Origin of the sequence: Amycolatopsis sacchari, from assembly GCF_900114035.1 — a bacterium.
Lineage (GTDB): Bacteria > Actinomycetota > Actinomycetes > Mycobacteriales > Pseudonocardiaceae > Amycolatopsis_E > Amycolatopsis_E sacchari.
On the sequence record NZ_FORP01000010.1, the window covers coordinates 126,885 to 151,215 of the forward strand.

Consider the following 24,331-nt stretch of genomic DNA (forward strand, 5'->3'; position numbering starts at 1 on the left):
CGCCGACTTTACGTCAGCGGAGGTGCGCGTCGAACCAGTTCAGCGTGCGCTGCCACGCCTCGACGGCGGCCTTCGGATCGGCGTCGAACCGGTGGTTCGCGCCGGGGTAGCGCACGACGTCGGTGACCACACCGGACGCGGCCGCGGCGTCCCGCAGCTGCTCCACCTCGGCCGCGGCGGGCTCGTCGCCCGCGTCGCCGAAGATCCCCAGCCACGGGCTGCTCAGCTTGCGCGCGCTCGCGACGAGGTCGCTGCCGCCCTGCCCGCCGACGCTGACGGCCGCGCCCAGCTTCCGGTTGGCGGCGACGACGAGCGCCGCGGTGCCGCCGAGGTCGAACCCGACGACGCCGATGAGGTCGGCCTGCACCCCGTGGTCGACGAGCCAGGCCAGCGCGATGTCGGTGGCGGCGAGGATGTCCTCCTGCTCCGGGTCGCCCTTCAGGTGCGGCGCGACGGCCAGCCAGCCCTCGGTCGCGAGACTGCCGATCAGCAGGCGCACACCCGCGGTGATGCCCTCGGCCTCGTGCAGTACGACCAGCCCGCCCCGCACGGCGTTCTCCGGCTCGGCGTAGGTCAGCTCGATCGCGCGACCGTCGTCACGCTCGTAGTGCTCGGTGTGCGTCTGCGTCATCTCCCTACTCAACCACCTGAGAGTGAACAGAAGTCAACATGAACTTGGTCGGAACTCACGGGTTACGGTGACAGCAGCCGCTTTTCGCCCAGAAGGAGCATCGCAATGCCCGTCCAGCCCCGCGCCGATCTCGTTTCCCTCCCCGACTACGTCGCGGGCCGGACCGTGCCGGGAGCGATCAAGCTGTCCAGCAACGAGGTGCCCGACGGGCCGCTGCCGAGCGTGGCGCGGGCGATCGCCGAGGCCGCCACGGGCCTCAACCGCTACCCGGACCCGAGCATCGGCAAGCTCGCCGCGCGGCTGGCGGCGAAGGTCGGCCTCCCCGTCGAGCGGGTCGCCGTGGGCTGTGGCTCGGTTTCCCTGTGCCACCAGCTGATGCACGCGATGTGCGCGCCGGGCGACGAGGTCGTCTACGCCTGGCGGTCGTTCGAGACGTACCCCATCGCCAGCCAGATCGCGCTCGCCGAGCAGGTGAAGGTGCCGCTGGACGCCAACCACACGCACGACCTCGACGCGATGGCCGCCGCCGTCACGCCGCGGACGAAGGTCGTCATCGTCTGCAACCCCAACAACCCCACGGGCACCGCGAACCGGCGCGCGGAGCTGGACCGCTTCCTCGACCGCGTCCCGTCGGACGTGCTCGTCGTGCTCGACGAGGCGTACCGCGAGTTCGTCACGGACCCCGAGGTGCCGGACGGGCTGGACTACGTGCGGGCGCGGGACAACGTCGCCGTGCTGCGCACCTTCTCGAAGGCGTACGGGCTCGCCGGGCTGCGTGTCGGCTACTTCGTCGGGCCGGAGCAGATCGCCGCCGCGATGCGGAAGGTGTACGTGCCCTTCAGCGTCAACTCGCTCGCGCAGATCGCCGCGATGGCGTCGCTCGACGCGGAGCCGGAGCTGCTGGCCCGGTGCGGGACGATCGTCGCCGAACGCGAGCGCGTGCGGGCCGCACTCCTCGACGCGGGCTACGAAGTGCCTGACACGCAAGCGAACTTCGTGTGGCTGCCGCTCGGCGACGCCGCGCTGGACTTCTCCGAGCACACGCTCGCGAACAAGGTCGTGGTGCGGGCGTTCGCCGGTGACGGCGTGCGCGTGACCATCGGCCGCCCCGAGGAGAACGACCTGTTCCTGCACGCCGCCCGCAGCTACCGCAGGACCAGCTGAACGATCGCGGCGAGTCCGACCACGACGATCACGGCCCGCAGCACGGCGGGCGGCAGGCGCCTGCCGATCTTGGCGCCGAGCTGCCCGCCGAGCGTGGAGCCGACCGCGAGCAGCGCCACCACCGGCCAGCTGATGGGCGCGACGAACGCGTAGATGGCCCCCGCCACCACGTTCACGACGGCGGCGAGCACGTTCTTGATGCCGTTGAGCCGTTGCAGCGGATCGGTGAGCAGCATGCCCATGATGCCCATCAGCATCACGCCCTGCGCGGCGGTGAAGTACCCGCCGTACACGCCGACGAGGAAGATCAGGAACAGCAGCAGCGGTGTGGTCTGCGGCACCTCGCCCGAGCCGCGCTCGCGCCGCTTCGCGACCCACGTCGACACCTTCGGCTGCACGATCACCAGCACCACCGCGAGCCCGACGAGCACGGGCACGACGGTCTCGAAAGCGTTGGGCGGCAAGGACAACAACAGCACCGTGCCGCAGCACGCGCCGAGGAACGACGGCACCGCGTACCGCACGATCCGCCACTTCTGGCCGGCCAGCTCGTGCCGGTACCCCACCGCGGCGCTGATCGTGCCCGGCGCGAGCCCGATCGCGTTCGACGTCGTCGCCGTCACCGGCGGGTAGCCCAGCGCCACCAGCACCGGGAACGTCACGAGCGTCCCGGACCCCACCACCGCGTTGATCGCACCCGCCCACACCCCGGCGAGCAGCACCAGGACCCCGTGCCACCAGGTCATCGGGCGAACACGCAGAACTCGTTGCCCTCCGGGTCGGCGAGCACGTCCCACTCGATGTCCTCGTCCCGCGCCCTGACCAGCGTCGCACCGGCGGCGAGCAGCTCCTCCGCCGAGCCCCACACGTCCAGGTGCATCCGGTTCTTCACGGTTTTGCGCTCGGGCACGGGGTTGATCCAGATGAGCGGGCCGCGGCCCGCGGGGTCCTCGATGGGCACCGGCGACGCGGGGTCGCCGTCCGGGTCGTGCCGCCGGTAACCGAGGGCCGCGCACCACCAGTCCGCGAGCGCCTGGTGATCGTTCGCGTCGAGGCACAGATCCTTGAACTCAGCCGCCATACCCCCATCGAACAGCACGTTTTGCCCTGCTCGCACCGGGGTACCACCGGGCCATGCAGACGACGACGTTACGACAGCTGGTGACCACCACAGGTCCGTTCACGTCCGTCTACTTCGAGGACTCCCACGACACCGAGGACGCGGCGAAGCAGCTCGAACTCCGGTGGCGGGAGCTACGCGACCAGCTGGCCGCCCAGCACGCCCCCGACGAGTCGCTCGACGCGCTCGAAGCCGCCGTGCGCGACAGCTCGCGCCCCGTCGGCCGCAGCGGGCGCGGGCTCGTCGCCGCCGGGAACGCCGTCGTGGTCGACGAGCAGCTCGACGAGCCGCCCGCCGCGCCCGTCACGCGCGTGTCGGACCTGCCGTACGTCCTCCCGCTGACCCGTTACGCCAAGCCGGGGCTGAAATACGTCGTCGCGACCGTCGACCAGGTCAACGCGACCGTGCGCGCGTACGACGAGCACGGCGGCGAAATCGCCGCTGACGACGTCACCGGCCGCGAACACCCCGTGCACCACGTCCGCGGCGGCGGGACCGCGCAGTACCCGATGCGCCAGCACACCGAAGAGACCATCCGGCGCAACGTCGCCGACGTCGCCGAGGACGTCACCAGGCTGGCCGACCGCATCGGCGCCGAGCTGGTCGTGATCGCCGGCGAGATCCAGGGGCGGCGCGCGGTGTGCGAGGCACTGCCGAAGCGGCTGCGGGAGATCACGCAGGAAGTCACGCACTCCGACGTCGCGAGCGAAGTCGTGCTGACCGCGAAGCAGCGCCGCCTCGACGAGGTGCTGGAACGCTTCCACAACGCCCTCAACAGCGAGAGCGGCCTGGCGGTCGACGGGCTCGAAGCCGTGACGGCCGCGCTGGTCGAGGGCAACGTCGAGACGCTGCTGATCAGCGACCCCCAGGACGCCACCGTGTACGTCGGCGACTCGCCCACCCACATCGCCGTCGCGGAGGCCGAACTGCGCACGATGGGCGCGCGGGAGGTGCGGCAGCGGCGGGCCGACGAGGCGGTCCCGGTGGCCGCCATCGCGGTCGGCGCGGACCTCGTCTACGTTGACAGCGCACTGACGGAAGGCTTCGGCGCGATCCTCCGCCACAACTGATGATCATCAGCGGGCGGAAGTCCCCCGTTCGAGGCATCATGGTGCGCAGCGACATCCGAACTACGGCGAGGTGAAAGTGGCAGACTGGGAACCCCCGCGCCTGCACGCGAACAACGACATCGAGCTGTGGCTCGCTGCCGACCTGGTGCACCTGCCGATCGTGCGGTCCGTGGTGGCGACCATCGCCACCCGCGCCGACTTCGACCTCGACGCCATCGCCGACCTGCGGCTGGCCGTGGACGAGGCGTGCTCGACGTTGATCACGCGGGCGGTCCCCGGCAGCACCATGCGCTGCCGGTTCACCGTGTCCGGTGACGAACTGCGGTTCACCGGGACGGTGCACTCCGACAGCGACAGCTCCCCCAGCACGAAGTCGTTCGGCTGGCGCGTGCTGACGACGCTGACGGACTCCGTCGACAGCCGCGTCACGGCGAACGGGCAGCAAGGGCACCAGGTGGACATCGAGCTCGCCAAGCGGCGGGTCGTGGTCGACCCCTCAGGGGCGGGCGCGTGACCGGCTCCCGAGCCGAGCCAGCGAAGCCCACTTCTTCGAACGAATACGAGCACCTCGCTCCGCTGTTCGAGGAACTCGCGGCGCTGGACAAGGACGACCCCCGGCGGGCCGCGCTGCGGGACGAACTGGTGACCGGGCACCTGCCGCTGGCCGAGCACATCGCGCAACGCTTCTCCGGGCGCGGCGTGGCGAAGGAGGACCTGGTCCAGGTCGCCACGGTCGGGCTGATCAACGCCGTCGACCGGTTCGACGCGAGCCGCGGCTCGGACTTCCTGTCCTTCGCGGTGCCGACGGTGATGGGCGAGGTCCGCAGGCACTTCCGCGACACGGGCTGGCTCGTGCGGGTCCCGAGGCGGCTGAAGGAACTGCACCTGTCGATCTCCGCCGCGAACACCGAGCTCGCGCAGTCGCTGGGCCGCGCCCCGACGCCGAGCGAGATCGCCACGCACCTGGGCATCAGCCAGGACGAGGTGTTCGAGGGCCTGGAGGCGGGCAACGCCTACCACTCGATGTCGCTGGACGAGGTGCTCTCGGGCGACACGGAGAACCTCGCGCTCGGCGACACGCTGGGTGAGGAGGACGCCGCGCTCGAGGGCGTCGAAAACCACGAGGCGCTGCTGCCGCTGATCCAGGAACTGCCGGAGCGGGAACGCAAGATCCTCGGGCTCCGGTTCGTGCACAACATGACGCAGACCCAGATCGCGGAACGCATCGGCGTGTCCCAGATGCACGTCTCACGGCTGCTGGCCAGGACGCTGGAACGGCTGCGCGACGGGCTCACCGAGCAGGACGAGGACTCCGTCTCGCGCTGAGGTGACAACGGTTTCCAGCCGGCCCGGCGGGGGTACACCGCCGATCATGGAGACCGAGGTCGGCTGGCGTGAGCCCATGCTCGCGACGCTGACCCAGCGCCGCTTTTCCAGCGAGGACTGGCTGTTCGAGCGCAAGCTCGACGGCGTGCGCGTGCTCTGTTCGCGCGACGGCGGCCGTCCGACGCTGTGGTCGCGCAACGGTCACGTGCTGAACGACTCCTACCCGGAGCTGGTGGAAGCGCTGACCACGCACGGGGGTCCACGCTTCGTCGCCGACGGGGAGATCGTCGCCTTCGACGGCCCGCAGACCAGTTTCGCGAAGCTGCAGCCCCGCATCCACCTCACCGATCCCGCGCGCATCGCGGAAACCGGTGTGCAGGTCTACTGCTACCTGTTCGACCTCCTCGTGCTGGACCACGCCGACGTCACCGGACTGCCGCTGCGCAAGCGGAAACAGTTGCTGCGCAACGCTTTCGGCTGGGTCGACCCGTTGCGTTACAGCAACCACCGCAACGCCGACGGCGAGCGGTACTTCGACTACGCGTGCTCCCACGGCTGGGAGGGCCTCGTCGCCAAGCGTGCCGACTCCCCCTACCGCGGCGGCCGCGGCTCGGACTGGCTCAAGTTTAAATGCGTGAAGGACCAGGAGTTCGTGGTCGGCGGGTTCACCAAACCGGGCGGTTCCCGCAGCGGTTTCGGTGCGCTGCTCGTCGGCTACTACGACTCCGGGAAGCTGCGGTACGCGGGCAAGGTCGGCACCGGCTACACCGAGACGACGCTGCGGGACCTGGCGGGCACGCTCGGCGAGCTGCGCCGGGACACCTCGCCGTTCGACGAGGTCGTGCCCGAGCGCGGGCCGCGCTGGGTGGAGCCGAAGCTGGTGGTGCAGGTGCGGTTCTCCGAGTGGACGGCCGACGGGAAGCTGCGCCATCCTCGGTTCACCGGGCTGCGCGACGACAAGCCGCCGACGTCGGTCATCCGGGAGGGCTGAGCCATGGCACGGGCGATCTGGAGCGGTGCGATCAACTTCGGGCTGGTGACGGTGCCGGTCGAGCTGTACAGCGCGACCGAGGACCACACCGTGCACTTCCGGCAGTTCGAGCGCGGCACGTCCGACCGGATCCGGTACCGCCGCGTCAACGAGCGCACCGGCAAGGAGGTCGACTTCGGCGACATCGTGAAGGGCTACGACCTCGGCGACGGCGAGTACGTGCTGGTCGAGCAGGAGGAGCTGGACGAGATCGCGCCGGGCCGCTCGCGCTCGATCGACATCGAGGCGTTCGTGGACCTCGACGACATCGACCCGATCTTCTTCCAGAAGAGCTACTGGCTGGCGCCGTCGAAGGAGGAGTTCGGCCGCGCGTACGGGCTGCTGCTGCAGGCGATGGACCGGACGAACAAGGCGGGGATAGCGCGGTTCGTCATGCGCGGCAAGGAACAGATCGCCGCGATCCGCGCGGGCGCGGACGGGGTGCTGATCCTGGACACCCTGCTGTTCGCCGAGGACCTGCGGGATCCGGCGAAGGAGCTGCGGAAGCTGCCGTCGAAGACGGAGGCGCGGGGCCGGGAGCTGGACATGGCGGTCAGCCTCATCGACTCGATGACGGAGGACTGGCAGCCCGAGGACTACCACGACACGTACACCGAGCGCGTGCACAAGCTCATCGACGACAAGAAGGCGGGCCGCAAGGTGTCGGTCGAGGCGCCGCCCGCCGAGCCGACGAAGGTCGTCGATTTGTTCGAGGCCCTGTCGCGCAGTGTCGAAAGCCGCAAGGGCGGGGGCGGCAGGAAGAAGTCCTCCTCACGCAAGCCGAAGGCGCCGGACCTGTCGGGGCTGAGCAAGGCCGAGCTGGACAAGATGGCGCGCGAGCTGGACGTCAAGGGCCGGTCGAAGATGTCGCGGTCGGAGCTGGAGAAGGCGGTCGGCGAGGCGCAGGGCTCGCGCAAACGGGCTTCCTGAATACGATCACGAGGTGCGCCGGTCCACGCGATTCACGAGGTTCCGGGTCGCGCTGCGCACGGCGGTCGGTTTCGCGGTGCTGGGCGTCGGTTCGAGTGTGTGCGGCGCGGCGGCGGTGGCGTTGCTGCTCGTCCTGCAGGGGCTGCCTGCGGACATGGGGGCGCACAACCTGATGTTCGTGCTGGTCGCCGCCGCGTACGTGGCGCTGGCCGTGGTCGTGGGTTCACTGTGGACGGCGCTCCTGCACCGGCGCACCGCGGTCTGGTTCGCCGAGGGCCGCCGTCCGACCCCGGAGGAGGCGGACAGGGCGCTGCGGCTGCCGGTGCACATGGCGCAGGTCAGCGGCACGCTCTGGCTCGGTGGGACGGTGTTGCTGGGCTCGTTGGCGGCCTTGCTGGCGACGTGGCTGTACGCGTACGGCGTGACGCTCACGATCGGGCTGGGTGGCCTGCTCACGGTCGGGTTGATGTACCTCGCGGCGGAGTGGGTGGCGCGGCCGATCCTGACGGTCGCGCTGGAGGTGACGCCGCCGGAGCGGGCGGCGTCGGTCACGGTGTTGTCGAGGCTGGTGCTGACGTGGGGCGTGTCGAGCGGTGTGCCGCTGCTCGGGGTGCTGGTCGTGACGTCGCCGCCGGATCTGGGCCACGCCAACGACCGGGCGACGCTGCTCATGCTGGCGATCGTCGGGTTGCTGTCGGGGGCGGTGGGCACGGGGTTGCTGGCGAGGGCGGTGGCGGCGCCGTTGCGGCGGTTGCGGGTGGCGCTGGAGCAGGTGACGCGGGGGCGGCGGGACGTCGAGGTGCAGGTCGACGACGCCAGTGAGATCGGGCAGCTGCAGGTGTCGGTGAACAGCATGGTCGCCGGGTTGCGGGAGCGGGACCGGATGCGGGACCTGTTCGGCAGGCACGTGGGCGACGACGTGGCGAGGCACGCGCTGGAGCACGGGATCTCGTTGTCGGGTGACGTGCGCGAGGTGACGGCGTTGTTCGTGGACGTGGTGGACTCGACGGCGCTGGCGTACGCGAGTTCGCCGGAGGAGATCGTGCGGAAGCTGAACCGCCTGTTCGGCAGTGTGGTCTCGGTGGTGGATGCCAGGGGTGGCCTGGTGAACAAGTTCCAGGGTGACGCGGCGTTGTGCGTGTTCGGCGCGCCGACCCGGCTGGCCGGCGCGGAGACCCTGGCACTGTCCGCGGCCCGCGCGATCCGGGACGAGGTGCTGGCGGCGGGTGAGCTGGACCTGGGGATCGGGGTGGCGAGCGGGCGCGTGTTCGCGGGGCAGCTGGGTGCCCGCAGCCGCCTGGAGTACACCGTGATCGGCGACGCGGTGAACGAGGCCGCGCGGCTGACCGAGCACGCGAAGAAGGTCCCGGGCCGCATCCTGGCGAGCGAAGCGGTGGTCACCGCGGCGGCAACCGCGGAGCGCGACCAGTGGTCGGCGTACCGGAAGATCCGCCTGAGGGGCCGGGAAATCCCCACCGCCACCTGGACGGCGTAAGCGCTTTCGGGGTCTCGGGGGGTTGTTGCGTGGCACGCGGGTCGGCGTGCCCCGGGTGGCGTGCGGGTCGCCGCGCCTCGGGCTACGCGCGGGTCGGCGTTCCCCGGGTGGCACGCGGGTCGCCACGCCCCGGGTGGCAGGCGGATCGGCGTTCCCCGGGTGGCACGCGGGTCGCCACGCCCCGGGTGGCAGGCGGGTCGGCACGCCTCGGGGGGCGTGAGCGCCGTCCCTGTCGCCGGTCCTTGCCCGGCTCGGCGGCTGCCGCAGGTTCGTGCCGTACCCGTGGCCTCACGGGCGGCCCCACCTCGCCAACGCGAACCCCGGCTCGCTAACCAGCCGCGATGATCCCGAGCTCCCCTGCCGCCGGTCCACCCGGCCGCTGCCGCAGGTTCGTCCCTCACCGGCAGCCTCACCCCACCGATGCGAAACTCGGCTTCCCAGCCAGCCGCCACACCGCCAAAGCTTCCATGCCGCCGAGCCCCCGCTCCCACAGGTTGTCCCTCACCGGCAGCCTCACCCCACCGATGCGAAACTCGGCTTCCCAACCACCCGCCACGGCCCCAGGCAGCCCGGCAGACTCACCGCGCCCCGTCGCGGTCGCCCGCACCGCGGTCAGCCCGGCTTCACATCCGGCCAGGTCAGCAGCGTGGATCCCCAGGTGAGCCCCGCCCCGAAGGCCGTCATGAGCACCCGGTGCCCCGGCCGCAGGCTGCCGTCCTCGCACGCGTCCGCAAGAGCGAGCGGGATCGAAGCCGCGCTGGTGTTCCCGGTGCGGGCGATGTTCGCCACCACCCGGTCCTCGGGCAGCCCGAGCTGCTTGGCGGTCGCCTGCAGGATGCGCAGGTTCGCCTGGTGCCCGACGAAGCGGTCCACGTCGGCCACATCCTGCCCCGCCCGCTCCAGCACCGTCCGCGCCGACTCCGCCATGCGGGCACAGGCGTGGCGGAACACCGTCGTGCCCTGCATGGTCAGGAAGTAGTCGTGCGGCTCCGCGGACACCCGCTGCCGCGCCCCGCCCGCGGGCACGATCAGCAGGTCGGCGAGTTCTCCGTCACTGTGCAGGTCGATCGGACCGAGCGCGCCGGGCTCATCCGCGTCACCCGCGCGCAGCACCACCGCGCCGGCCCCGTCCCCGAAGATCGGCAGGGTGCTCCGGTCCTCCGGGTCGCACAGCCGGCTGAAGACGTCGGCGCCGATGACCAGCACCCGGTTGGCGATGCCCCCCGCGATCAGCCCGCCCGCCGTCGCGAGCGCGTACAGGAAGCCGCTGCACACGGCGTTCACGTCGAACGCGGCGATCCCGCTGAGGCCCAGCCCGGACGCCACCTGCGGAGCACTGGCGGGACACAGCTGATCGGCTGTCGAGGTGGCCAGCACGAGTGCGTCCACGACGTCGGAACCCGCGCTGCGGAGGGCGTTCCCTCCCGCCTGTACCGCCAGGTCCACTGTGGACGTGTCGGCGTCGGCGATCCGCCGTTCTCGGATCCCGGTGCGGGTGCGGATCCACTCATCGGAGGTGTCGAGGCTCCGCGAGAGCTCGTCGTTGTCCACCACTCGTGGGGGCAGCCAGGCGCCCAGCCCGGCGACGACCGCGGAATGCCCCTTCTGCATGTTTCACTTGTAGGGCCTACCACTCGGTAGACCGGTGAGTTGTGTTCCAGGTCACTATCGCGCCGCCCGAAAGGACTACAGGCTGGTAAAGGCGGTGGAACTCCCGGTGGAACAAGCGGTCATTCCTCCACAAAGGACAGAGGCACCGTGACGAGCCCGCCTCGCCCACCTGATCGGCCGCGAGCCGAGGCGGACTTCTCCGAACTTGCGCAATCAGTGCTCTGATCTGCAGTTTCTCGCTAGGATGCGAAGGTGCCTGCTGCCGAACTCGACCCCCTGGACCAAGCCATCCTCAGCAGGCTGCAGGTGGATTGCCGCACGATCGCCGAGTCCATCGGCGCTCAGGTCGGCCTGTCCACCGCAGCTGTACAGCGCCGGATCAAGCGGCTGCGGGCGACAGGGGTGATCGCCAAGGAGGTGGCGGTCGTCGAGCCCCGCTCGGTCGGCGTGGACATGACGTTCATCGTCGGCGTCGAGATGGAGCGGGAGCGCATCGAGGTGCTCGAGGCGTTCCGCAAGCAGGTGCTGAGCGACCCGGCGGTGCAGCAGTGTTACTACGTGACGGGCTCGGCGGACTTCGTGCTGGTGGTCATGTGCCGGGACATGGCAGAGTTCGAGGAGTTCACCCGCCGGACCTTCTTCGACAACGGTGAGGTGCGCCACTTCACCACCAGCGTCGTGATGGACCGTGTGAAGGTCGGGCTGACGGTTCCCCTGAACGGCGGCTGACCCCAAGCGGGTCACGCGTTACACGTTCGGACCGATTGCACCGGATCGCGTGAAAGTCTTTCACCGGGCATCATCATCGGCGCTCAACGCCATCTCCTGGCTGTCCGATCGGTTCGCGCGTGGCGCGGACCCAGAGCACGAGGAGAGGCACGTGAACACCGAAGCCGTCAACCAGAGTCAGTTCGTCACGCTGAACGGTTCTCCCGCTCCGGTCCTGTCTCGACTGTCCTATGTGGGCACCGAGCCGTTCGCGGTCAACATCGCTTTCCGCACCGAGCGGGGCCGCTGGGTGGAGTGGACCTTCGCCAGGGAACTGCTCGTGCGCGGCCTGTCGGAGCCGGCGGGCCTCGGGGACGTCCGGGTCCGGCCCGATCTGGCGAACGACGACGACCTGCTGATTCTCGAGATCGAGTCACCGGACGGTTACGCTCTGGTGGAGATGGATCGCGAGGACGTCGAGCGTTTCCTGGACGTCTCCGCGGAGATCGTGCCGATCGGCGCCGAGAGCGAGCACTTCGACGTCGACGCGTTCATCGCCGAGATCACGAACGTCTGACCCGCGCCCGGCACGTCGCGGGCTCCTGAGGAGCCGCGACCGTTACCGTCAGCCGCGTGGACTCGGACGAGGCACCGGCATGGCGCGCCCCGACGCGGGGCGAGCACCGTTCACCCGCGGCCGCGGTCGTCGTCGGCACGGTCGCGCTCCAGCTGCTGTTGCCCAACGAGCTGGTGTTGCGCCCCTGGTGGGTGTTGCCGGCCGTCACCGGTCTGCTCGTGATCGCACTGCTGCTCGTCAACCCGGGGCGGGTCAGCAAGCGCACCCCGGTGGAGCGCGGCATCGCGCTGTCCGTGGTGGCCGTGGTGAGCATCGCCAACGCGGCTTCCGCCGTTCAGCTGGTCGACGGCATCATCTCCGGCTCGATCACCAATCGCCCCGGTCCGGTTCTGGCGAGCGCCGCCATCGTCTACTGGACCAATGTCGTCGCCTTCTCCCTCTGGTACTGGGAGTTCGACCGCGGTGGGCCCGGCCAGCGCGCGACCGGCGAGCAAGAGTTCCCGGACTTCCTGTTCCCCCAGATGACGTCACCCGAGTTCGCGGGCCGGAACTGGCGGCCGACCTATCCCGACTACCTCTACCTCTCCTTCACCAACTCGACGGCCTTCAGCCCCACGGACGTGATGCCCCTCCGCCCCTGGGCGAAGCTCACGATGATGGTGCAGTCAGCCATCTCCCTCGTCATAGCCCTCCTCGTGGTCGCCTGGGCGGTCGGCGCCCTCAACTCCTGACCTCTCCGCGCGAAATGCCTTGCCCTATAGCGCACACAGCCCGTATACAACCTGTATGGAATTAGGTGTCGGCCGCTTCCCGGAACCGCCTTACTACGCGGTCATCTTCACCTCACGCTTCCACGACACCGGTGACGACTACGAGCCGACGTCAGAGCGCATGTTGCAGCTGGCCGCAGAGCAACCGGGCTTCCTGGGCGTCGACTCCGCGCGTGGGAACGACGGGCTCGGCATCACGGCCTCGTACTGGCGCGACGAGGAATCGATCGCCGCCTGGCGCTCGCACGCCGAGCACACGCTCGCCCGCCAGACCGGCCGCGAACGGTGGTACGCCGCGTTCGAGGTCCAGGTCGCCCGGGTCGAGCGCAGCTACGGCTTCCGCCGGAACGGGCGGCTTCAGCGGCCGTAGACGTGGAAGTCGTGGCTGCGGTAGACCTGCGTGCCGCCGCTACCCCACGTCCACGGCCCGAACATCCGCTCGAGCTGCTCGCCCAGGCTGTCCACCGGATCCTGCAGCGGACCCGAGTCGGCGTCAGGAAGGTCGGCTCGCTCTTGCACGCTCGGCTTGGCCGGGGTCGTCGTGGTGGTCTTGCTGGTGCGCTTACCGCTCGGGACAACCTGCTTCTGGGAGACGGCCGGCGCCGTGGTCTGGGGCGCCTGAGGAGCAGGAACCACCTCACGGGTAGCAGGCGGCTCAGCCGACGGCTGAACGCTGCTTTGCACCGGCGCGGGAACCGTGCCCACCGCCAGCGCGGGCGTCGGCTCGGGGTCCTGCTGCCCGAACATCCCTCCGCTGACCCAACCCACCACCAGGAACAACGCCGCGGCGCAGGTGAAGGCGAGGTTGCGGCGAACCCGTCGTCCGGCCGGTCGTTGGGGTTCCGTCGCAGCGACCAGTACCGACGGCGTGATCTCCACCGGCTTGGGCTCTTCCGCGGCCGGCGGGGCACTGTGGGCGACGATGCCCGTCCGATCGGCCATCTGAATCGCCGTAACGATGTCACCCGGCCTGCTGCGCAGACCCGCGCGCGCCATCACAATCCTCCAGTGGCACCGTCTGATCAGCTTCGACGCCCGCAGCGGAACCGGCCATCACCCGACGGCAGTTTTCCTTGCTACGCGGCGCGCCCGAAGCTACCAGGGTGATGCCTCACCCAATGACGAAACAGTCTCAGTTTCGTCGATCAAGCAGAAAGTCAACTCTATCGGGTGACGCGAGCTGGGCTCGATCATGCGGAGAGTAACGGCTGGTCGCCCGGTTGCTCTTTGCCTCGATCACCTTCCTTTCCGGCCGCTTTCCCACACCCAGGCAGCGACTGCGACTCGGTTGCGCAACCTGAGCTTCCGCTGCACGTGCATAAGATGCGATTTCACTGTGCCCACGGAGATGGACAACTCCGCGGCGATCTCCAGATTCGTCTTCGCCTCGGCGACGAGTGACGCCACCGCCAGTTCGCGAGCGGTCAGCGGCTCCGTGGGCACCGCCGCTGGCGTCAGGGTCGTGAGGTGCCGGAGGAGCTGGACGGTCACCTCCGGACTGATCAGCACGTCGCCGGAGACCGCGGCACGCACGCCCTCCACGAGCAGTGTTGGGCCAGACCGCTTGAGGAGGAACCCAGCGGCTCCGTTGCGGATCGCGCCGTACACGTACTCGTCGAGTTCGAAGGTCGTGATGACGACGACCCGCAGAGGCTGCTCGACGTCCGGCCCAGCCAGAGCTCTCGTCACCGCGAGGCCGTCGAGCCCGGGCATCCGGACATCCACCAGCACGACGTCCGGCTGCAACACCCGCGCGCGTTCGATCGCCGCCGCGCCGTCCACCGCCTCCCCGATCACCCGCAGGTCCGGTTCGGCCTCCAGAATCCGCCGGAGATTCCGGCGCACCGCCTCCTGATCGTCGGCGATGAGCACCCTGACCCCGGTCATGCCCGCACCGGAATCACCGCACGCACCGCCCAGCCTCCACGTTCGCGGCGTCCGGCTTGGAGCCGCCCACCCAACGCCTCTACTCGTCCTGTCAGCAGCGGCAACCCGGTTCCACCGGAGACCCGCCGACCGAACCGCGGCCGAGCCCGGCGCCCGTCTCCGTCGTCATCCACCGTCACGACCAACTCAGCCCCGCACCGGTGCACCGCTACCCGCACCAGCGCGGCGGAGGACGCATGCCGCCGCACGTTCGTCAGTGCCTCGCGCAGAACCTGTTCGGCTGTCGCGGCAACCTCGGGCGGCACATCGCCAACTCCTTCTTCCGTCAGCAGTTCGACCCGTGCCGAACTCGTTCTCGCGAACCGTTCGACGATCCCGGCGAAGTCGGCGCGTCCATCCCCCTGCGGAAGCGCATGTCGCGACCCGGAAGGCGCGGCAAGAAGCCGGACAGTGCGGTCGAGTGAATCCAGAGCACGGACGCCCGCCTCCTCGATGCGCCGCAACGACGCCACCATTTCGAGCGAGTCGGAGCCGATCCGCGTCGCCTGCGCCTCAAGCACGATCGCCGTCACTTCATGGGCGAGCCAGTCGTGCACCTCCCCGGCAAGCTGCACACGTTGCTCCCGCCTGGCCGCTGCCACCGTGTGCTCGCGCACCTCGTCCAGATGCCGGAGGTACAGCCCGACAGCTGTGGCAGCCGCAGCGAGGACGAACCAGCTGCAAGCCAGGCCGGTCACCTGCGCCGCGTCAGGGGAGGCACGGGGCAGCAACGTGACCCGCAGGGTTGACGAGACGACGGCGACTATGGCCAGCAATGAGCCGATGGCCGCCCGCACCGGGGGCAACACCCGCACCGCTCGCGCGAGGAGCACCAGCATGAAGGCGGTCTCCACCACGAGCCAGGCCAAGGCGCCGCCGTTCGTTGTGCCGCCGGCTGCCGACGTCGCCGTCACCGACGCCACCACCGCAATGCCGAGGCAGGGCTCCAGCCCGCGGCGAGCCCGTGGTTCGAGGCCCACGACGGCCGCCGCGATGACGATCACGGCGGACGCGACGAGCACGTTCGGCACCCGCGGTGATCCCGCGAGAACGACGACCGCTGCGATCGCAAGGATCGCCGAGCACCAGAGCCAGGGCTGCCGAAGCCGCCTCGCACCCTCGCGCGGTGCTGCTTCCTGCCCGGTACCGGGACCCCACGGGCCGCCGAGGCTGAGGGTCGTACCGTCCACATCATCGCTCCTTCCCCATTGGTCGAACCGGGTTCGAGACTGGCGCAGATTCATGTCGAGCACCATCGGCCAAAAGACAGATCTTTTCTGGAACATCGACAGCGAGACACCCGAAAGTGTGTCGAACAGGCTTTCGATATCTGCTACGGTCGTCTTCGAGGCCGCGCAGAGTCATCCGGCCGAATCCGAATCGTCTTCGAACAGGTAGGTTGATCATGTTCTCGTGGTGCCACAAGGTTTTGCACGACTTGCCCCTGGCTCTGCGCAGCGTGCTTTGCGCGCAGCAACAGGAAGCCGCCCGCGGAGCGCACTGCGCCACGCGCGAGGACGGTTACCGGTTCCAGCATGGACTGCCAGGCGACGACATCCTCCGAAGGACACCTGGGGCCAGCAGAACCGGGCCGGGTGCAGGTCTACTTGCGCCAGAGATCGACCTGCCCGCCAAGGCGTCGCGCGCCCCTCCGACAGTGGATCCACAAAGGACAGAGGTTGTGGAGGAACGGGGAGGAGTGCGAGCGGATCTCTTATGCCACGACGGGCGATGACGCAGGTGACGGGCGAGCCTCATCGCGCGGGGAGGCAAGTGCCCAGCATTTTGGCGCTGTTCCACGGGCTTCCGGGGTGGCAGTGAATGGGGCCGACCGGCTCCGCGAGGCGGCCAGTGTGCGCAAGCGGACAGGAAGAAGGTGAAGGTTCTGTGAGACGGTGATGCCCATGGACAGGACTGCGCTGACAGCGGAGGTGTTCGGCGGCCGGATGCCCGCTCGCGCCGGTGACCTCGTGATCGAGTCGCACGGGATCACGCCCGTGCCACTCGGCAACCGGTTCGGCCGGCCGGTGCGCCTGCTCACGGTGTTCTTCGCGCCGAACCTGACGATGACCGCCGTGTTCTCCGGAACACTCGGTGCCGGGCTCGGGCTCGGTTTCGGTACGGGGCTGGTCGCGCTGCTGCTCGGGACGATCCTCGGTGCGATTCCCGTTGCCTACCTGGCGACGTGGGGACCGCGAACCGGCACGGCCCAGCTGCCGCTCGCGCGGCTGCCCTTCCGGGGGACGGTGGTTCTGCCGGGGCTGGTGCAGTGGTTCAACTCGATCGCGTGGGACGCCCTCGTGGGGCTTTTCGGCGGCGACGCGCTCGCTCAGCTGGTCGGGATGCCGTTCTGGCTGGCAGTGGCGATCGTCTTGCTCCTGCAGTGCGCGGTGGGTGTGCTGGGGTACGAGGTGATCCACCGGGTCCAGGCGGTGATGACGGCGATCATCGCGGTCTTCTTCGTCGTGCTGACCGTCAGGTTGCTGAGCGGGCATGCGGTGGTGGTGGACAACAGCGTGTCGGGCGCGGATCTCGTCGGTGCGTTTCTGCTGTTCAGCACGATCGCGCTGAGCCTGTCGATCTCCTGGGCGAGCTACGCCTCGGACTTCAGCAGGTACCTGCCGCCGACGACGTCGCGGTCGCGGGCGTTCCTCTACACGCTCCTCGGAGTGACGCTGTCGTTCGTGTGGGGAGAAGCGCTGGGATTGGCTGCCGGACAGACGCTGAGCGACCAGACCACGGCGGGAATCAGCACGTTGCTCGGCGGCGGAGTCCTCGGCGGAGTGGCCCTGCTGGTGATCGCGTTGACAGCGGTTTCGTCCAACGCGATGAACGACTACAGCGGCTCGCTCGCACTGCAGACCGTGGGCGTCCGGCTGCGGCGTCCCGTTTCGGCGGTGGTGGTGACCGTGATCGCGTTCGCGCTGATCCTGTGGATGCACAGTGGTGACCTGGCCTCGAAGTTCGAGGACGTGTTGCTGGTGATCGGGTACTGGATCCCGCCGTTCGTCGGGGTGGTGGTGATCGACTGGTGGATCCGCACGAAGCGTGGGCGCCGGTTCGACGTGCTCGCCGACGCCGCGAAACCGCAGGCGGGCTGGCCCGCTCTGGTGGCGTTCACGGTCGGTTGTGCCGCTGCGGTGCCGTTCATGAACACGAGCATCTTCACCGGTCCCGTCGCCGCGGCCGCCCATGGCGCTGACCTCGCCTACTACGTCGGGCTGGTGGTTTCGGGAGCGGTGTACTCCCTCCTCCGCGTGCTGGTGCGGTCACGCGGTGGAGCGGAGCTCGGCGAGGGGACGAGCGAACGCGGACAGTGAGACTGAGGGGCTCGGGCTCTCGACAGTCCAGAAGTCCCCGCGGCGGCCGAGCGGGTGGTGGCGAGGAGGAGCCCTGCCACCACCCGCGAGGACCTCACGAGCTGCTGTCAGGGGTTGGGGCCGGTGGCAACCGGACGGTCCGGGTGGTTCGACCACTGGGACCACGACCCGGGGTAGAGGGCGGCCTCGATGCCGGCAACGGCGAGTGCGGCGACCTCGTGCGCCGCGGTCACACCCGAACCGCAGTAGACGGCGACGCGATCACCGTCCGCGCCGAGTGAGCTGAACCGCGCGGCCAGCTCGTCGACCGGGCGGAAGTGTCCGTCGGCCGTCAGGTTCTCGCCGGTGGGGGCGCTCACGGCACCGGGGATGTGGCCGGCCCGGGGATCCACCGGTTCCTGCTCGCCTCGGTAGCGCTCGGCGGCTCGGGCGTCGAGCAGAACGCCGTCGAACTGCCCGGCCTCGTCCATGTCGATGACGGGCATGTTGCCTGGCTTGAGGACGACGTCTCCCGGTTCCGGGCTGGGACCGAAACCCGTCTCAAGAGGACGGTCGCCCCAGGCGGGAAGGCCGCCGTCGAGCAGTCGGACATCGCTCACCCCTGCCCAGCGCAACAACCACCAGGCACGAGCGGCCGCGAGGTTTCCGCCGTTGTCGTACGCGACGACGCGGCTGCCTTCTCGGATGCCCCAGCGCCGGGCGGCTGCCTGCAGGGCGTCGATGTCCGGCAGCGGGTGTCGTCCTTCGGTCGGCACCGGCGGGGCGGCCAGCTCCGTGTCCAAATCCACGTACACGGCGCCGGGGATATGTCCGTCCAGGTAGTGCTGGTGCCCGTGCGGGTCGCCGAGTGCCCACCGGACGTCCAGCAACACCGGGGGATCCGCGGACTCCAGCTGCCGCGCCAGCTCCTCACCGCTGATCAGTACGGGCGGCACGGCCATCGGCAGCTCGTCGAGGTCCGCCGTGCCGGGCTGCTCCTGCCGTTCCGCCGCCAGGCCGAGACGGTGCTGCACCGCCTCGTTGAGCGGCGTCGGAACCCCGTGCAACCTCCCCAGCAACACGATCTCGCCGTTCAGGAAGTCCCCCTCGACGGACCGGCCACGCGCGAGACTCTGCGACGTCGAACTCCCGACCCGCGGTCGAGTCGAGTTCTCCACCGCCTTCGCGAGCGATATCGGGATCTCGGACTCCGCCACCAGGTCGGCTGCCGAGATCCCGGCCGCGGCGAACACGCGCCGGGCCTCGGCCTGCAGCTGCGCGGTCACGCGTTCGTTCCGTCCGTACAGGGCCTCGACCGCGTTGCCGAGATTGCCCAGCAGCTTGCCCGCCTTCCAGCGCACGAGGTCCGGCACGATCTGCACCGCGAAGTCCGCGGCCCGGAAATCCTCCGCGATCCCTGACAGCCGGGGATCATCACCTGACGGGTAGCGGCCGAGCCAGAAGATGCCCGGCTTCTCGGCGCCGTCCGCGCTGACCTCACCGGCGCGAACGAAGGTGGCGGGCTGCCACAACGCGGCCCCGAAGACCGTCCGGAACCGGCGTAACGCCGCGCGCTCGTTCTCGAGGCCGTTCTGCAGACTTACGACGGGCAGGTCGGCTGCGACGCCGTCACCGGCCGGGCGCCACGACCACTCCTGCAGAACCGCCTCGGTGTCCTGGGTCTTGGTCGAGAGCACGAGCACGTCGTCCGGCTTCAGCTCCACCTCTTCCGCGCCGCCCGCGACCGGGACCCGCACCACCTGCTCCCCGGACGGCCGGAAGTACCGCAAACCCCTCTCGCGGATGGCCTCGCCGTGCTCGCCGCGGGCGATCAGCAGGACCGGAACCTCGGCGAGGTGCAGCTGGGCCGCAACCGTCGAGCCGATCGCCCCGGCGCCGATGATGATGTATCGCATACCTCCATCCCACCACCGGCCGCCAGTCCGTGGCGAGCGAGCCGGGCGGGGCAAACGGGCATGCCAGGAGATTCCGGACAGGCAGGTCGCTGCCACGAGTTCCGTCCGGCGGGGTCTTCCCGCGCGGAGCGGGTGGAGGGGGCCGCGCCCTTCGGCAGGAGGGGCCGGAGAGCGGGGAATCTCGGCGGGGTGCGGGGTTTCGTGTAGGGAGGGTGTACCGGCGGCAGCAGGCGTTTCCACACCAGCGAGACCGCCGTCCGGGGCATGCCGCCTCGATCCGTGGGGCTGCGCGTGGGTGCGGTGGCTGGCGGTGTGCGGCGGGGTGGGGTGAGCAGTCCAGTGGGGGCTGGCGAGGGCTGGTGGCGGTTGCCGGGCGCGCTCCTGGCGGCCCCGCCAGTCGCGGCGGATGCCGTGTCGCCGGGTAGTGACCCCCGGCAGTCCCGGTTGGTGTCGGCCACCGGGCCCTGGCAGCGGCGGCAGGTGCCGGGCAGCGGCCCCACCAGCGGCGGCTGGTGCCGCTTCACCGCCCAGCTGGCGCACACGCCTTGCCCTACCGACCCCGCCTCCCATCGCACCCCAAACCCCTCAAAAGACCCGCTCGCAACAAGATCGTGACCGCTGCGCGTCAACCTTCCGGGTGATGTGGGCGTCTCAACTGGTGTCAGGGAACGGCGAATCGAGGGGGACCGCGTGCGCGTGAACAAGATCTGGATGGCCTTGACCGGCGCGGCCGCGGCCGTTGCGCTGGTGGGGTGTGGCGGGAGCACCGAGGGCGGTGGCTCGCAGCCGCTCGCCGCGGTCAGCACGCCTACCTCGACCAGCTCGGCGACCACCCCGCCCGCGACCACGGCACCGCCGTCCACGACGGCGGCCCCGAGCACCACCAGCACCACCAGCACCACCAGCACCACCAGCACGTCGAAGACCACCCCCAAGCCGTCCTCCACGACGAAGAAGACGACGCCCCAGCCCGCCGCCAACCCGGCCGTGCCGTGCACCGTCACCGACGGCGCCTGCGTCGACATCTCCGCGAAGAAGGCCTGGCTGCTCAGCGGCGGCAAGGTCGTCTACGGCCCCGTCCCGATCACCACCGGACGCAAGGGCTACGCGACGCCGACCGGCATGTTCCACGTGCTCTACAAGGAGAAGATGCACTACAGCAAGGAGTTCGACAACGCGCCGATGCCGAACTCGGTCTTCTTCTACCCCGGCGACGCCTTCCACCAGGGCAGCCTCTCCACCCCGTCGCACGGCTGCGTGCACCTCTCCAGCGCCGCGTCGCTGAAGTTCTTCAGCACCCTCAGCGTCGGCGACCCCGTGCAGGTCGTCCCCTAACCCTCCGCCGGCTCCAGCTCGGCCCGCAGCTCGGCGAGCAACTCGCTGCGGCTGCCGGCGCCGAGCCGCTGCCGCATGCGCGCCATGTGGTGCTCGACGGTCTTCGCCGAGATGAACAGGCGGTCACCGATCTGCTTGTACGTCAGGCCGGCGAGCACCAGCTCCGCCACCTGCCGCTCACGCTCGCTCAGGCGCGCCGGGCCCGGCGTCGGCGCCGGGTCGCGGCCCTGCAGCACCCTCGCGCAGTCCAGCAGGGTCACCATCACCTTGCGGTCCGACGTGCGGATCGCCGCCTGACCTGCCAGCCTCGCGCCGTCCCAGCACAGCCCGACGTCGTGCAGTGCCCTGGCCGCGGCTTCGACGGCGACCGGGTCCACCTCGCCGCCCAGCACCTTCAGCCAGCACTCCGCCGCCTGCGACATCGCCGCGAAGTACGGCCCCGTCGCCGCACCGGCGGCCAGCGCCCGCGCGTGCTCCGCCGCCTCCTCCGGCTGCTCCGCCAATATCGCCGCGTGCAGGCCGCTCCAGTGCAACGCCGTCGCCCACAGCGGCGGCTCCCCGAGCGCTGCCAGCAGTTGCCGCGCCTGCCGCAGGTGCGGCGCGAGCCGGTCCCGCTCCCCCAGCCGGGCCGCCGCGACCTCGAACTCCCCGAACGGCAGGAACGTGAACAGGTCGACCGGGTGCCGGATCACGGCCTCGCGTGCCTGCCCCCAGATCCGCCGCAGCGCCGCCAGGTCGCTCGCCCGGCGCGCGATCCCGACGCGCAGCCCCACGGCGAACAGCCAGTCGCGCGGCGACAGGTCGTCGCCCGCTTCGCGCAGCCTGGCGACGGCCGTCTCCTCGTCACCGCGCACCATCGCGATCCACGCCAGCAGCAACCGGTGCCGCGCGACCAGCGCACCCGCCTCGATCGCCCGCTCCAGCAACGGTTCCGCGATCGCCGCCTCACCGCTGTGCAGGGCGACGAGCGCGCCGAGCGCCGCCGGGCTGTCCGGCAGCAGCAGCCGCCTGGACACCGGTTCCAGCATCTCCGCCGCCCGGACCAAAGTGGACAGAGCGACCGCGGGCTGCTCCGTCACCGACTCGACGATCCCGCGCGCGGCACCGTTCACCGCGCCGGACAACAACGTCGGCGGACCCGTGCCGGCGCACTCGTCCAGCGCCTTCCGCGCCTCCGGGACCCGGCCGGTGCCGACGAGCGCGATCGCCGCGAAACACCGGCTGTCACCGGTGCCCGCCCACTGGAACAACTCCGCGCTGCGCGCGAGCTGACCGCGGTGCGCCAGCGCCGTGCCCGCCACCCGCGCCCCTTCCTCGCGGTCACGGGGGTTCTCGGCGGCGAGCAACTCGTCGGCCAGGCGCAACGCCGCGTCGAAGTCACCGGCTCGCGCGACCGCCTCCGCCCACCGGGCACCGACCCGGCGCCCCGCCTTGGCCGCCGCCTCGTACAGCTTCGCCGCGAGCGCCGGTTCCGCCTCATCCGCGGCGGCCTCGAACGCCGCGCCGATCTCCGGCCCGGTCAGCCCGGCCTCCAGCAACGGGCGCACCAGCGGCAGCACGGGACCACCGCGTTCGAGCTGCCGCTGCACCAGCTGCCTGCGCAACGCCACCTGCCGCGGCTGCGGGACCAGCTCACGCAGGGCCCGCGCGGCGATCGGGAGCAGCCGCCCGTCCGGCGACAACAACCCCGTCGCGTGCGCGGCCTCGATGACGGCGCCCGACTGGTCCGCCGCCGCGCCGGCTTCCGCGGCGAACAGGAAGCGGACGACGTCCTCGCCCGCGTGGTCCAGTTCGTGCCGCAACAGGTTCAGCTCCGACGTCGCCCTGACCAGTCCCGGCACGCCGCCGGTCTGCGCGTGCACGAACTCCGCCAGCTCCGGCGAGCCCGTCGCTTCCAGGAACGCCTTCGTGCGGGCGACGTCGAACGGGCGCAGCACGATCTGCCCGCGCAGGCGCGCGAGCACCTGGTTCAGCGCCGCGCGCCGGGGATGCGGCCGGGTGGCGATCACGATCTGCGCCTGCTCGTCCTCCAGGTAGCGCAACAGCTCGCCCAGCTCCGCGTCGCCGAGCAGGTGGGCGTCGTCGACCAGGCGCACGTCGGCCCCGGCGAGGCGCTCGAGCACCGTCGTCTTGCCGTAGCCGCCGGGTGCGACGATCGCGAGCCGGACCGGCGCGAGGTCCCCGGCCACGATGGCCGCGCACACGCGTTCCGTCGGTTCGTCCAGCAGGATCACTCGTCGTCCTCGTCTCGGGAACCGCTCCGCCGGGTCGGGACGAACCTGCGGCGCGGCGGTTCGAGCGGGGTCACCACCACCGGGGGTCGTGGTGGGCTGGGTTCGGGATCGTAGACCTCCTCGGGCTCCAGCTCGGGCAGGCCCGTCACCCTCGGCACCAGCGCGGTGGACGCGGGCGGCGCCTCGGCGGGCGGGCGGGCGGCGAGCGCGGCACCCCGGCAGGCGGGCGTCGCGGGATCGGGGTCGACGACGACGCGGCAGTCCAGCACTTCCTCCGCCAGCCGTCCGGCGAGCGGGATCCGCGCGGTGCCGCCGACGAGCAGGGCCGCCGACAGCTGCTCGTACCGCCGCAGCGGCGTGAGCGCGAGCCTCAGGTACGGCTCGGCCAGCCGTTCGAACTCCGTGCGGGTGAGCCGGCCCGGCAGGTCCACTTCCGGCGACGACGAGAGCAGCTCCTTGGCTTCGACGCACGCGTCGTGCAGCTGCGCCGCCTCACCGCCGAAGCGCGCCACCGCGTGCTCGGTCAGCACGTCGTCGAGCGGGGGCGCGAGCTGCTCGTCGGAGCTGACCAGTTCGAACGTCGCCGCCGCACGCCGCAGCAACGCCGTGTCGACGTACTCGCCACCCAGCCGGCACACCCCGAGCAGGCTGCCCGGCTCGACCCGCTCCCGCACGAACAGGCTCTCGGCCGCCGCGATCGGGGTGGGCAGCAACAACGCACCGGGCAGGCCGGCCTCGGCGAGCGCGTCATGCAGCAACCGCCGCCGGTGCCCGCCCCAGCCCGGGGGGTGGGTGAGGGCGATCCGGTCCGCCTCAACACCCTCGGCCTCCGCGACCTCGTCGGCCACCCAGCCCGCGACGACCGCGGTCAGCGCCTCCGGCCGGTACAGCTCGTCGCCCAGCAGCAGGGGCACGTCGTCGCCGATGCGGCGCGCGAAACCCCGCGCGCTCCGGCCGGGCTCGGCCAGCGCGCGGCGGCGTGCCTCCGGTCCGGCGACGACTGTCGCGTCCGGCGCGACGTGCAGCACCGACTCGAGCGAGCACACCACCTCGGGCTCGCCCCAGACCTCTCCCGCGCGGCGGCAGACGGCGGCCTTGATCCGGGTGCCGCCGAGGTCGATACCGAGGACGTAACGCATTCGAGTGCTGCCTCCTAGGAGTCGTCCTTTCGTACCAAAGGCCGCCGTTC

The 24,331-nt window shown here is 70.7% G+C and carries 23 protein-coding genes; 13 read left to right on the top strand and 10 right to left on the bottom strand.

The window, feature by feature from the left end:
• Window positions 1–13 precede the first annotated feature (13 nt).
• Window positions 14–631: a dienelactone hydrolase family protein gene (locus tag BMZ92_RS18575; RefSeq protein WP_091509175.1), complete on the bottom strand. Its 618-nt coding sequence runs from the start codon at window positions 629–631 to the stop codon at window positions 14–16.
• Between the two features lie 105 nt (window positions 632–736).
• Between BMZ92_RS18575 and hisC the strand changes: the two genes are divergently transcribed.
• A complete protein-coding gene (hisC, locus tag BMZ92_RS18580; protein ID WP_091509177.1) occupies window positions 737–1,795 on the top strand; it encodes a histidinol-phosphate transaminase in 1,059 nt (352 codons plus the stop codon).
• Here the strand turns inward: hisC and BMZ92_RS18585 are convergent.
• Complete coding sequence (locus BMZ92_RS18585; protein ID WP_091509180.1) at window positions 1,777–2,541, bottom strand: sulfite exporter TauE/SafE family protein; 765 nt, start codon at window positions 2,539–2,541, stop codon at window positions 1,777–1,779. The genes hisC and BMZ92_RS18585 overlap by 19 nt on opposite strands.
• The gene (locus tag BMZ92_RS18590) at window positions 2,538–2,876 is read right to left on the bottom strand and encodes a VOC family protein (protein WP_091509183.1); all 339 of its coding nucleotides are present in this window, start codon (window positions 2,874–2,876) and stop codon (window positions 2,538–2,540) included. The genes BMZ92_RS18585 and BMZ92_RS18590 overlap by 4 nt, the downstream gene beginning before the upstream one ends.
• Window positions 2,877–2,929: 53 nt before the next feature.
• On the opposite strand from BMZ92_RS18590, the gene BMZ92_RS18595 reads away from it, so the two are divergent.
• The 6 genes from BMZ92_RS18595 (at window position 2,930) to BMZ92_RS18620 (ending at window position 8,766) form a co-directional block, all read left to right on the top strand.
• Window positions 2,930–3,985: an Rv2629 family ribosome hibernation factor gene (locus tag BMZ92_RS18595; protein ID WP_091509184.1), complete on the top strand. Its 1,056-nt coding sequence runs from the start codon at window positions 2,930–2,932 to the stop codon at window positions 3,983–3,985.
• A 76-nt stretch (window positions 3,986–4,061) separates the two neighbouring features.
• Window positions 4,062–4,499: an ATP-binding protein gene (locus BMZ92_RS18600; protein ID WP_091509187.1), complete on the top strand. Its 438-nt coding sequence runs from the start codon at window positions 4,062–4,064 to the stop codon at window positions 4,497–4,499.
• Window positions 4,496–5,311: a SigB/SigF/SigG family RNA polymerase sigma factor gene (locus BMZ92_RS18605; RefSeq protein WP_091509189.1), complete on the top strand. Its 816-nt coding sequence runs from the start codon at window positions 4,496–4,498 to the stop codon at window positions 5,309–5,311. Before BMZ92_RS18600 ends, BMZ92_RS18605 begins: the two co-directional genes overlap by 4 nt.
• Before the next feature lie 46 nt (window positions 5,312–5,357).
• A complete protein-coding gene (ligD, locus tag BMZ92_RS18610; protein WP_245783125.1) occupies window positions 5,358–6,302 on the top strand; it encodes a non-homologous end-joining DNA ligase in 945 nt (314 codons plus the stop codon).
• Between the two features lie 3 nt (window positions 6,303–6,305).
• Window positions 6,306–7,271 (top strand): non-homologous end joining protein Ku, encoded by a 966-nt coding sequence (ku, locus tag BMZ92_RS18615; protein WP_091509191.1) that lies wholly within the window; start codon window positions 6,306–6,308, stop codon window positions 7,269–7,271.
• 13 nt (window positions 7,272–7,284) lie between these two features.
• Window positions 7,285–8,766 carry an adenylate/guanylate cyclase domain-containing protein gene (locus BMZ92_RS18620; RefSeq protein ID WP_091509192.1) on the top strand — a complete coding sequence of 494 codons (1,482 nt, stop codon included), beginning with the start codon at window positions 7,285–7,287 and terminating at the stop codon, window positions 8,764–8,766.
• A gap of 612 nt (window positions 8,767–9,378) precedes the next feature.
• Here BMZ92_RS18620 and BMZ92_RS18625 read toward each other — a convergent pair.
• Complete coding sequence (locus tag BMZ92_RS18625; RefSeq protein WP_091509195.1) at window positions 9,379–10,377, bottom strand: beta-ketoacyl-ACP synthase III; 999 nt, start codon at window positions 10,375–10,377, stop codon at window positions 9,379–9,381.
• A 252-nt stretch (window positions 10,378–10,629) separates the two neighbouring features.
• On the opposite strand from BMZ92_RS18625, the gene BMZ92_RS18630 reads away from it, so the two are divergent.
• The 4 genes from BMZ92_RS18630 (at window position 10,630) to BMZ92_RS18645 (ending at window position 12,802) form a co-directional block, all read left to right on the top strand.
• On the top strand, window positions 10,630–11,106 hold the full coding sequence (locus BMZ92_RS18630; protein WP_091509197.1) for an Lrp/AsnC family transcriptional regulator: 477 nt from the start codon (window positions 10,630–10,632) through the stop codon (window positions 11,104–11,106).
• A gap of 151 nt (window positions 11,107–11,257) precedes the next feature.
• Complete coding sequence (locus BMZ92_RS18635; protein WP_091509198.1) at window positions 11,258–11,662, top strand: SsgA family sporulation/cell division regulator; 405 nt, start codon at window positions 11,258–11,260, stop codon at window positions 11,660–11,662.
• A 56-nt stretch (window positions 11,663–11,718) separates the two neighbouring features.
• Complete coding sequence (locus BMZ92_RS18640) at window positions 11,719–12,393, top strand: hypothetical protein (protein ID WP_245783126.1); 675 nt, start codon at window positions 11,719–11,721, stop codon at window positions 12,391–12,393.
• A 55-nt stretch (window positions 12,394–12,448) separates the two neighbouring features.
• On the top strand, window positions 12,449–12,802 hold the full coding sequence (locus BMZ92_RS18645) for an antibiotic biosynthesis monooxygenase family protein (RefSeq protein ID WP_091509201.1): 354 nt from the start codon (window positions 12,449–12,451) through the stop codon (window positions 12,800–12,802).
• Here the strand turns inward: BMZ92_RS18645 and BMZ92_RS18650 are convergent.
• The 3 genes from BMZ92_RS18650 to BMZ92_RS18660 all read right to left on the bottom strand — a co-directional run bounded on the left by BMZ92_RS18650 (window position 12,790) and on the right by BMZ92_RS18660 (window position 15,614).
• The gene (locus BMZ92_RS18650; protein ID WP_091509202.1) at window positions 12,790–13,428 is read right to left on the bottom strand and encodes a hypothetical protein; all 639 of its coding nucleotides are present in this window, start codon (window positions 13,426–13,428) and stop codon (window positions 12,790–12,792) included. The genes BMZ92_RS18645 and BMZ92_RS18650 overlap by 13 nt on opposite strands.
• Window positions 13,429–13,668: 240 nt before the next feature.
• Window positions 13,669–14,319: a response regulator gene (locus BMZ92_RS18655; RefSeq protein WP_091509205.1), complete on the bottom strand. Its 651-nt coding sequence runs from the start codon at window positions 14,317–14,319 to the stop codon at window positions 13,669–13,671.
• Entirely contained in the window at window positions 14,316–15,614 is a 1,299-nt protein-coding gene (locus tag BMZ92_RS18660) for a sensor histidine kinase (protein WP_143249885.1), read from the bottom strand. The genes BMZ92_RS18655 and BMZ92_RS18660 overlap by 4 nt, the downstream gene beginning before the upstream one ends.
• A 648-nt stretch (window positions 15,615–16,262) precedes the next feature.
• Here BMZ92_RS18660 and BMZ92_RS18665 point away from each other — a divergent pair.
• The gene (locus BMZ92_RS18665) at window positions 16,263–17,678 is read left to right on the top strand and encodes a purine-cytosine permease family protein (RefSeq protein WP_218153492.1); all 1,416 of its coding nucleotides are present in this window, start codon (window positions 16,263–16,265) and stop codon (window positions 17,676–17,678) included.
• Between the two features lie 107 nt (window positions 17,679–17,785).
• On the opposite strand, the gene BMZ92_RS38700 is transcribed toward BMZ92_RS18665, so the two are convergent.
• On the bottom strand, window positions 17,786–19,573 hold the full coding sequence (locus BMZ92_RS38700) for a rhodanese-like domain-containing protein (protein WP_091509209.1): 1,788 nt from the start codon (window positions 19,571–19,573) through the stop codon (window positions 17,786–17,788).
• Between the two features lie 690 nt (window positions 19,574–20,263).
• Between BMZ92_RS38700 and BMZ92_RS18675 the strand changes: the two genes are divergently transcribed.
• Window positions 20,264–20,908 carry a L,D-transpeptidase gene (locus tag BMZ92_RS18675; protein ID WP_245783127.1) on the top strand — a complete coding sequence of 215 codons (645 nt, stop codon included), beginning with the start codon at window positions 20,264–20,266 and terminating at the stop codon, window positions 20,906–20,908.
• On the opposite strand, the gene BMZ92_RS18680 is transcribed toward BMZ92_RS18675, so the two are convergent.
• Window positions 20,905–23,142 carry a helix-turn-helix domain-containing protein gene (locus BMZ92_RS18680; protein WP_091509212.1) on the bottom strand — a complete coding sequence of 746 codons (2,238 nt, stop codon included), beginning with the start codon at window positions 23,140–23,142 and terminating at the stop codon, window positions 20,905–20,907. The genes BMZ92_RS18675 and BMZ92_RS18680 overlap by 4 nt on opposite strands.
• Window positions 23,139–24,281 (bottom strand): Hsp70 family protein, encoded by a 1,143-nt coding sequence (locus tag BMZ92_RS18685; protein WP_091509214.1) that lies wholly within the window; start codon window positions 24,279–24,281, stop codon window positions 23,139–23,141. Before BMZ92_RS18685 ends, BMZ92_RS18680 begins: the two co-directional genes overlap by 4 nt.
• Between the last annotated feature and the right edge of the window lie 50 nt (window positions 24,282–24,331).